The organism is Zobellella taiwanensis, assembly GCF_003012795.1.
Lineage (GTDB): Bacteria > Pseudomonadota > Gammaproteobacteria > Enterobacterales > Aeromonadaceae > Oceanimonas > Oceanimonas taiwanensis.
Genome location: NZ_PXYH01000019.1, coordinates 60,782 through 69,829, shown reverse-complemented (window position 1 = coordinate 69,829; position 9,048 = coordinate 60,782). Strand labels below are relative to the sequence as shown.

Genomic DNA, 9,048 nt, shown 5'->3' with positions numbered 1-9,048 from the left:
GGTTTCTTCAACAAGGGTAAGGTGTTCTATCAGGGTCATGGTCAGGCTCCTTCGGCAAGAGGTGCTGATTAGATCACAGACGATCCACCCGTTCAAATTTCATTAACAAAGTATGATCCCGCCCTGCGTAGATGAAGAGGCAACAGTTCCACCTCTGCTAACACGCTTCAAGCATATCCCTGTGATGCTCAGCTAAGGCAACCCCTGTTGTCTCTTTCAAGTCCCGACGCAGTCTGAGGGCGTGGTGCCAGTAGGTGCTACCCGGGCGATAGCGATGGCGAAGGGAGCAACTCTGCTGGCCTTCCGCACCAAGGAGGGCGAGGCGGAGCCTCCATGGAGAATTCACTGTGTGATGGAGGAGTAGTGCCCTTTGGCCGACTGCCTCCGCCTCGACAGAAGTCAACAGCGCCTCCGACCATGAGAGAATATAGGTTGCCAAGCTGTTGTTGATATGTTAGCGTTAATTACGATGTTGACGTTTACATTTTGCTGACAATGTTAAAAATATCGCAGAGTCAGCATTTTTTAGATTGATGAATGTAAACGTCAACATTTCATTTGGTTACTCGAAAGAGGTGCTTCTACTTTCTGTTGGCGATGCAATGGAAAGCACTATAGGTGATATCAAAGTAAATATTGAATGGTGTCTCGACCATTAACTTTTCGAGATTTTGGTAGTAACTGTAATCCATGGTGTAGATGATGAGCAATATAGCTCTAATCGACACTTGATAAAGAGTGCCTACATATTGAGGCGAGTATTAGAGAAAGGAGTAATATGATGGCTCAAGAACTGGTAGGTAAAGTAGCTGCTGTAACTGGCGCTGCATCAGGTATAGGACTAGCTACTGTCGAGGCGATGATCGCTGCTGGTGCTCGTGTAGTGCTGGTTGACCGCGATGAGGTGGCGTTGAAAACAGTCTGTGAAAAACTTGGTGATGCAGCTATTCCGTTGATCATAGACCTGCTCAATCCAGAAAGTTGCGCGAGTTTATTGCCTGGTATTTTGGAGAAAGTCGAGCAACTCGATATCTTCTATGCGAATGCTGGGAGCTATATTGGTGGAGATCTGATTGAAGCTGATTCAGCAGGGATCGACCGTATGCTGAATCTCAACGTAAATGCTGTTATGAAAAACGTCCATGATGTACTACCGCATATGATCGAACGTGGTACCGGGGACATCGTGGTCACCGGATCAGTCGCTGGTCACTTTCCGGTACCTTGGGAACCGGTCTATGCCGCATCTAAGTGGGCTATTAACTGTTTTGTCCAGACAACGCGCCGCCAGGTCAACAAGCACGGCATCCGTGTTAGCGCGGTGTCACCTGGTCCGGTCATCAGCGCGCTTCTCGCCGACTGGCCGGAAGAAAATCTGAAGAAAGCCAAAGAGAGCGGCAGCCTGATTGAACCGACCGAAGTAGCTGATGCGGTTATGTTCATGCTCACGCGTCCGCGTAACGTGACCATCCGCGATATGATTGTCTTGCCTTCCGCTTTCGACATGTAAGTATTCAATATCGTAATAACCCGGTATAAAAGTACCGGGTTATTATTGTTTTTAACTATTATAGAGTTAACTAAAGATTGCCCTTCCGCCCCTTGCTTTGGCGTCTTGGTCAAGGCCATCCCTGATGCGATTAGCTAGGCAAGTCAATCCCAAACGGGTGGTACGGATAGGCGTGGCCAAAGCCCATAGGGGTTTAGGGTAACGCCATTCTTGGCACAGATGATCTGCTTAGTGGGGTACCTGGTCGTTTTTCAGAATGACCTACTATTTGGAACAGTTATTTAAAGTCTTAACTCACCGCTAATGATTTCGTCATATGGTTGGTACCCCGGATCATCGATCTTTCTCAGCAACATATTAATGGCAGTTAGGCCAAGCTGATAGGTATTATGAGTGATGCAGGGAATCGGCTCGCCAAAAATGTCGGCGTAGGGGACCTGATCGATACTGAATAGGCCAATGTCTTCCCTACTCAGTCCGTGCTGGCGAATCGCCTCAAGAGTACCTAGCATGATCAGTATATTGAGCCCGAAAATAGCATCAGGACGCTTGCCGCTGGCTAGGTAGGCATTGACGGCTTCCCGAGCTGGCGTCTGGGTATAATCGCCATACAGTACATCCAGTTTTGTCGGTTCGGGACATTCGTCTAATGCGCGTCGGATACCAGCGAGCCGGGAAATCGTGATGTTGGATTTTTCCGGTCCTCCTACGATCAGAATATGTCGGTGCCCTTGTTTGAGCAGGGTTCGTGCTCCTTGGTAGCCGCTTTCAGTGTTCTCCAGATAGACACCGGGAAATGGTGCTTTGGCAAGCTTGCGGTCGATCTGGGTCACCGGGATTCTGGCCAACTCAAGCTTGGGCAGGTAAGCCGGATGGTAGTCGTTATCATCGGAAACGACTGACAGAATGAGTCCCGATACTTGGTAGCTGAGCAGGGTATCGACGGCTCGCTCTTCGAGTTCAGGAGAACCATCAGTGTCGAACAGCAACAATGAATAGCCTCGTTTCTTGGCTTCTCGGGAGATTGCTTTGATGATCTCGCCGTAGAAGGGGTTATCAAGGCTAGCCGTGATCAAGCCGACCAGCCTGCTCTCACGGCTCTTGAGGTTACGTGCTAAAGCGTTGGGCACGTAATTGAGTTCACGTGCGACCTCCAGGATCCGGTCTAGCGTTTCCTTCTTGACCTTTTCCGGTCGGTTGAGGGCGCGTGAGACCGTGACTGTCGTCATGTTAACGCGTTTGGCTATGTCGGTAATGGTGGCTTTGCCTGGCTTTGTCATTGGGTAACCTGTCACTGCGAGTAAGGCGCTAGCGCAGCATATCAGCTTTTCGTCAGAGATGTGATCGTCAGAGATGTGATCTGTTGAAATCTACCTGCACGGATGTTGCTAATATGTTTTTTCTGTGTTAGCTTGATTGCAATGTCGACGTTAACATTTTTACGGTGGAGCTGGCAAACCTTACTGCCAGCTTTTTTCAGAAAAAAAATGTAGACGTTAACATTCATGGGTGCTTTAGGTTTGAAATGAATGTTCACTAAATTTCACAATGTGGAACATTAATTTTAATCTGGGGTGTAGCTTAACATTGATTGTTGTATCCAATAATGAAGGATAAAGCCATGACCGTCTTCAAGAAGCACAAACTGACCTCCATCCTTGCCAGCATCTGCTGCGTATCAGGGCTGTCTGGGACTGCACAGGCCGATGAAATTAAAATCGGTATGTCCTTTCAAGAACTTAATAATGCTTACTTTGTTACCATGAAAGAGGCGCTTGAAGAGGCTGCTAATTCTATTGGTGCCACAGTAATCATTACCGATGCCCGTCACGATGTATCCAAGCAGATCAGTGACGTTGAGGACATGCTACAACGAGGCATTGATATCCTGATACTTAACCCTACAGATTCAGTTGGCATTCAGTCTGCAGTGCTGTCGGCAAAGGATGCTGGCGTTGTCACCGTTGCAGTTGATGCCCAAGCTGAAGGGCCTCTTGATTCATTTGTAGGCTCGAAGAACTATGAGGCTGGTCTTTTTGCCTGCAGATATCTGGCCGATAATATTGGCGGTAAGGGGGAGGTTGCTATTCTGGATGGTATTCCTGTTGTGCCCATACTGGAACGTGTGAGGGGATGTAACGATGCACTGAAGGAATATCCAGATATTAAGACTGTTGCCAAGCAAAATGGTAAGCAGGAACGAGATACTGCAATGAATGTAACTGAAAATATACTGCAGGCTAATCCGAATCTTTCTGGTATGTTCAGTGTTAATGATACCGGTTCACTCGGTGCATTGGCCGCAATTGATGCTAGTGGCCTAGATGTCAAGTTGGTTAGTGTAGACGGTCACCCTGAAGCTATAGAAGTCATCCAAAAACAGGGCTCCAAGTTTATCGCCACCTCTGCTCAATACCCTCGTGATCAGATTCGTATAGGGCTTGCTATTGCACTGGCAAAGATGTGGGGTGCGAATGTTCCAGAACATATACCTGTAAACGTGGAGCTGATTGATCAGAAAAAAGCGGCTTCCTTCCACTGGTAGCCTTTCCGAACCCTGCCAGCCTAAAATAGGCTGGTAGGGAGTCTTAGAAATGAAACAGGTACGAGGCCATGTCCAGTCTTCTTACGCTTGAACATATTTCCAAGAGTTTCCCTGGGGTTAAGGCATTGACTGATATCAGCCTTAGGCTAGATAAAGGGGAAATACATGCATTGCTTGGTGAAAACGGTGCCGGTAAATCGACACTGATGAAAATTCTGTGTGGTATTCACCGGCCTGATACCGGCTCGATTTACATCAACGGCAAGCAGATGAATTTTCATAATTATCACGATGCCATTGCTGCCGGTGTGGGCATTATTTTTCAGGAATTCAGCCTGATTCCTTATCTGACAGCGACCGAAAATATCTTTCTAGGGCGTGAGTTGACCAACAAGCTGGGCTTACTGGATCGTGCGACTATGCACATGAAGGCGGAAGCATTATTCGATCGCCTGGGTGTTGAGATCGATCTGGCGGCGTCGGTCGACCACCTCAGCGTCGCCGAGCAGCAGTTCGTCGAAATCGCCAAGGCGCTAGCGCTGGATGCCCGAATTCTGGTGCTCGATGAACCCACCGCAACGTTGACGCCCAGCGAGGCGGAGCATCTGTTCAAAATCATGCGTGAGTTGAAATCCCAAGGCGTCGGTATGATTTTCATCTCGCATCATATGGAAGAAATCTATGAAATCTGCGACCGGATCACCGTTCTGCGTGACGGTTGTGGGGTCGGCGAATGCGAGGTCAAGTCAACTGAGGTTGACGACTTGGTGGAAATGATGGTTGGCCGAAAGATCGAAAATAATTTTCCACATAAGGTACCCCATGCTGATGTACACGAAGTTGTCATCGACGCCCGTTCGATCCAGTTGACCAAGAATGCGCCGGTCAACAGTTTCAAGTTGCAGAAAGGTGAGATTCTCGGATTTGCCGGTTTGGTGGGATCTGGGCGTACTGAACTGGCGATGGGGCTGCTGGGAGGTATATCGGTTTACCGTAAAGATATATTGGTCAACGGTCAGCCCAAGAGCCTGAAGTCGCCCGCTGATGCGCTTAACTGTGGCATCGGGTTGCTGCCGGAGAGCCGTAAGACTGAAGGTCTGGTACTGCCATTCTCAATTCGCGAAAACATTACGCTCAATAATTTGGCCAAGCATTGTGGTAAAGGATTTATCATCAATCACCGTGATGAAGGGGTGGTGGTAGACGAGTTGATGCGCAAAGTAAGGGTCAAGGCACCTGACCACGAAACCCCGGTGAGAAATCTCAGTGGGGGAAACCAGCAGAAAGTAGTTATCGCACGCTGGCTTAATCATGAGTGTAAGGTACTGATCTTTGATGAGCCAACACGCGGTATCGATGTTGGCGCCAAGGCCGAGATCTATCGCTTGATGCGAGCTCTTACAGGTGTGGGTATCTCGATCATCATGATTTCGTCCGAATTACCCGAAATCGTTGGTGTTAGTGACCGAGTCGCAGTATTCCGTCAAGGACAAATAGTCAAAATCCTTGAAGGAGATGATGTCAATCCAAATGAAATAATGCGTTATGCCACAGGAGGTGATCGTGATGGCCAACTTCACTAATACTCAGTCTCAAAAACAGGGGTATAGACTAATGAATGTACAGTGGAGCCGGTGGAGAAAATCACCCATTTTCTATCCGTTGATCGGCTTTATTGTAATTTTCATTGCGATGGCTTTAGTCAACGACAACTTTCTTACCAGCAATAACCTTAGCAATGTGGCACGTCAGGTTTCAATTAATGCCATCATTGCTGTGGGGATGACTTGTGTGATATTGACCGGAGGCATCGATTTGTCTGTTGGTCCTGTAATGGCGCTCGCCGGTACAGTGACAGCTGGCCTGATGATAGCCGGTTTTCCGCCAGAGGTTGCTGTGCTGGCAGGACTGATGGTAGGCGCCCTGTTTGGTGCTTGTAACGGTACTTTCGTGGCCTATGCCAAGATGCCGCCGATCATTGTAACACTGGCGACGATGGGTATCGCCAGAGGGATAGCGTTAATTTATACCGGTGGCTACCCGATCTCCGGTTTGCCAAATGGTTTCTCTTTCTTGGGGCGAGGTGAAGTCTTCGGTCTACAGACTCCCATCCTGATCATGCTGGTGGTCTATGTATTGGCTTATGTTCTTCTGAATAAAACTCCTATCGGTCGTTACATTTATGCTATCGGTGGCAATGAGGAAGCGACACGTCTCAGTGGCATCCGAGTCTCCCGTTATAAGCTGATGGTCTACACACTTAGTGGTACCACTGCAGCGCTAGCTGGAATCGTGCTGACCTCTCGTCTGATGAGTGGACAGCCTAACGCAGGTATAGGCTTTGAACTGGATGCTATTGCCGCAGTGGTACTGGGTGGTACTGCAATTGCCGGCGGGCGTGGCGCCATTATTGGAACCTTGATTGGTGCCATGATGCTCGGTGTTCTCAACAACGGGCTCAATCTGATGGGTGTTTCCCCTTATGTTCAAAATGTGATCAAGGGCGGAATCATCTTGCTAGCAATATATATCAGTCGCTCTCGTGATAAATAATTCGCAATAGATGGTTTTTATATTGGTATTTCCTCCCTGTTCTACAGTGACGGGGTGGTTCGATTAAGGTGCTTGGTCAAGACCTGAGGAAAATTTTATGAGTTATGTGATCGGTGTCGATATCGGTACGCAAAGCACTAAGGCGTTGCTGATGTCGACCAACGGGGCCATCCTCGACCAAGCTTCAGCCGCCTACCAGGTCGATCAACCCCGCCCGATGTGGGCGGAGCAATGGCCTGATGTCTGGTTAGATGCAGTATATGAGGCGGCTGCGCTCGTGGTCGCCCGGAGTAAGGTGCCGGCCAGCGAGATCAAGGCTATCTGTGTCAGCAGCCTGTATGGCGGCTCGGGCATCCCGGTTGACGCTGATATTAAGCCGCTGCATCCCTGCCTGATTTGGATGGATCGTCGAGCCAACGACGAAGTCGAGTGGGTTCGCCAGAATCTAGATCTGGATCAACTACGGCGCATCACCGGCAACGGTGTTGACAGCTACTACGGTTACACCAAGATGCTCTGGCTCAAACGAAACCGGCCGGAGGTTTGGGCGCTGACACGCTATCTGCTGCCGCCCAACAGCTATGTCCAATATCACCTTACCGGCGAGTTAGCGGTCGATCACAGCTCGGCCGGTAATATAGGTGGCGTCTACGATATCGGAGCTCGCGCTTGGTCTAAACCGATGCTTGAAGCGCTTGGTATAGCCCCCGAGTTGATGCCGGCTCGCCTAGTAGAGTCCAGCGAGGTGGTCGGTGGTCTTCTGCCCAAAGCGGCACAGCGGCTCGGACTGAACCCGGGTACGCCGGTGGTGGCTGGGGGCGTTGATGCCGCCATGGCGACCCTGGCCGCGGGTGTAATTGAGCCCGGTAACCATGTCGCGATGATTGGCACCAGCATGTGCTGGGGCTTCATCAACCAGCGTACCGATGCAGGCCATGGCTTGATCAGTATGCCCTACGTGCATAACGGTGCTGAGGATATATACATCTTCGGGGGGGCCATCACCGCTGGTGCCTCGGTCAGTTGGTTCCGGGACCAGTTTTGTGCACAAGAGAAGCAGGCGGCAGTATTGCTTTCTGGTATTGATGTCCACGAGCTGATGGAGCTGGAGGCTGCCAAAACACCGGCCGGTGCCGACGGCTTGGTGTTTCTGCCCTACCTGATGGGGGAACGCAGCCCAGTTTGGGATGCGAAAGCCTCGGGCGCCTATGTTGGCCTGACACTCTTCCACACTAAAGCCCACCTATACCGCGCCGTGCTGGAAGGGTTGGCCTTCGCGTTGCGCCATAATATGGAGTGTGGCCAGCAGGGGGCGGTGCGGCTCGACCCCGAGTTGATCGTGGTCGGGGGGGCAGCGTCGTCGGATCTCTGGATGCAGATCATCGCGGATATTACTGGCTATCCGGTGTTGACCATCGAACAGGAGGTGGAAGCTCCGCTCGGCGGGGCTATGCTGGCGGCGCTGGCGATCGGCGAGATCGACAACCTGGCTCAGGTTCGCGATTGGCGAACACTGCGCTCGCGTGCTCATCCCAATCCTGCCAACAAGGCGATCTATGACCGTATGTTCGAGCAATACTGCGAGATCTATCAGGCGCTGAAACCCTGCATGCATGCGCTGAACAGGCGCTGAACGACAGGCCGGGCTCGCCTCTCTTGGGACTGAGCTCGGTGTCTTTTGGGGGGCCCCCCAATTTTTCTTCGTCGGTGCAGGCTCAGCCTGCGGTTTATTTCCAAAATCAGACTGCGGCAGTAGGGAAGCAGTAGGGAAAGTGTATGCAGTATGCGATCTTCGATATGGATGGCTTGTTGATAGACTCGGAGCCGGTTTGGCTAGAAACACAGTACGCAGTGATGCGAGATCTGTACGGCGTGACCTTGAGTGAGGCCGACTGGCGTTCCTTCCAGGGGCGTAGCAGCCGGGAGTTCTGTCAGGGAATGGCTCAACTGCATGTCGACCAAGGTGTCGACGCAGACGCGCTGCAGGAGCTGTTGCTCAGCCGAATGTTAAAAGTAATCACAGACGCACCTTTGATGCCCGGCGCACGGGAGATGGTCGACTGGCTTTCCGAACAGCAAGTGCCGCTTGCCATCGCCTCTTCGTCCCCTCTGTCCTTCATCGAGGCAGTCGTCGAGAGGCACTCCTTGCCCATCTGGGTGCTGGTCTCCGGTACTGAAGTACCGCGGTCCAAGCCCCATCCAGCGGTGTTTGAACTGGCCGCCGGACGTCTTGGTGCCGACCCGACTCTTTGCCGGGTGTGGGAGGACTCAGTCAACGGCGTCATTGCCGCACGGGCTGCAGGCATGATCGTGACTGCAGTTCCGGACCTAGCCCATCCGGCCCTACAACAATTCAGCATAGCCGATCAGATTCATTCTAATTTACACGACAGTTTGGTCGAATTGCAGGCTAAAAGCCGGTTAACAGAATAATAGGAGA

At 50.9% G+C, this 9,048-nt stretch carries 7 protein-coding genes; 6 read left to right on the top strand and 1 reads right to left on the bottom strand.

Translation table 11 applies throughout. The features are described 5' to 3' along the window. Positions 1–781: 781 nt before the first annotated feature. Positions 782–1,510, top strand: a complete 729-nt coding sequence (locus tag C7I36_RS13240; RefSeq protein ID WP_106454178.1) for an SDR family oxidoreductase — start codon at positions 782–784, stop codon at positions 1,508–1,510. Positions 1,511–1,791: 281 nt separating this feature from the next. Here C7I36_RS13240 and C7I36_RS13235 read toward each other — a convergent pair whose 3' ends face one another. Continuing rightward, complete coding sequence (locus C7I36_RS13235) at positions 1,792–2,790, bottom strand: LacI family DNA-binding transcriptional regulator (RefSeq protein WP_106454171.1); 999 nt, start codon at positions 2,788–2,790, stop codon at positions 1,792–1,794. Positions 2,791–3,131: 341 nt separating this feature from the next. Between C7I36_RS13235 and C7I36_RS13230 the strand changes: the two genes are divergently transcribed. The 5 genes from C7I36_RS13230 to C7I36_RS13210 all read left to right on the top strand — a co-directional run bounded on the left by C7I36_RS13230 (position 3,132) and on the right by C7I36_RS13210 (position 9,041). After that, complete coding sequence (locus C7I36_RS13230; protein WP_106454170.1) at positions 3,132–4,055, top strand: ABC transporter substrate-binding protein; 924 nt, start codon at positions 3,132–3,134, stop codon at positions 4,053–4,055. Between the two features lie 68 nt (positions 4,056–4,123). Then, a complete protein-coding gene (locus C7I36_RS13225) occupies positions 4,124–5,638 on the top strand; it encodes a sugar ABC transporter ATP-binding protein (protein ID WP_106454169.1) in 1,515 nt (504 codons plus the stop codon). Next, on the top strand, positions 5,622–6,608 hold the full coding sequence (locus C7I36_RS13220; protein WP_245880115.1) for an ABC transporter permease: 987 nt from the start codon (positions 5,622–5,624) through the stop codon (positions 6,606–6,608). The genes C7I36_RS13225 and C7I36_RS13220 overlap by 17 nt, the downstream gene beginning before the upstream one ends. Before the next feature lie 97 nt (positions 6,609–6,705). Continuing rightward, on the top strand, positions 6,706–8,241 hold the full coding sequence (locus C7I36_RS13215) for an FGGY-family carbohydrate kinase (protein ID WP_106454168.1): 1,536 nt from the start codon (positions 6,706–6,708) through the stop codon (positions 8,239–8,241). A gap of 143 nt (positions 8,242–8,384) precedes the next feature. After that, positions 8,385–9,041, top strand: coding sequence for an HAD family hydrolase (locus C7I36_RS13210; protein WP_106454167.1), 657 nt, complete (start codon positions 8,385–8,387; stop codon positions 9,039–9,041). The last annotated feature ends 7 nt before the right edge of the window (positions 9,042–9,048 follow it).

Coding starts and splice junctions, on each gene's coding strand:
- C7I36_RS13240 (WP_106454178.1), top strand. CDS start 782: ATGGCTCAAGAACTGGTAGGTAAAGTAGCTGCTGTAACTGGCGCTGCA.
- C7I36_RS13235 (WP_106454171.1), bottom strand. CDS start 2,790: ATGACAAAGCCAGGCAAAGCCACCATTACCGACATAGCCAAACGCGTT.
- C7I36_RS13230 (WP_106454170.1), top strand. CDS start 3,132: ATGACCGTCTTCAAGAAGCACAAACTGACCTCCATCCTTGCCAGCATC.
- C7I36_RS13225 (WP_106454169.1), top strand. CDS start 4,124: ATGTCCAGTCTTCTTACGCTTGAACATATTTCCAAGAGTTTCCCTGGG.
- C7I36_RS13220 (WP_245880115.1), top strand. CDS start 5,622: ATGGCCAACTTCACTAATACTCAGTCTCAAAAACAGGGGTATAGACTA.
- C7I36_RS13215 (WP_106454168.1), top strand. CDS start 6,706: ATGAGTTATGTGATCGGTGTCGATATCGGTACGCAAAGCACTAAGGCG.
- C7I36_RS13210 (WP_106454167.1), top strand. CDS start 8,385: ATGCAGTATGCGATCTTCGATATGGATGGCTTGTTGATAGACTCGGAG.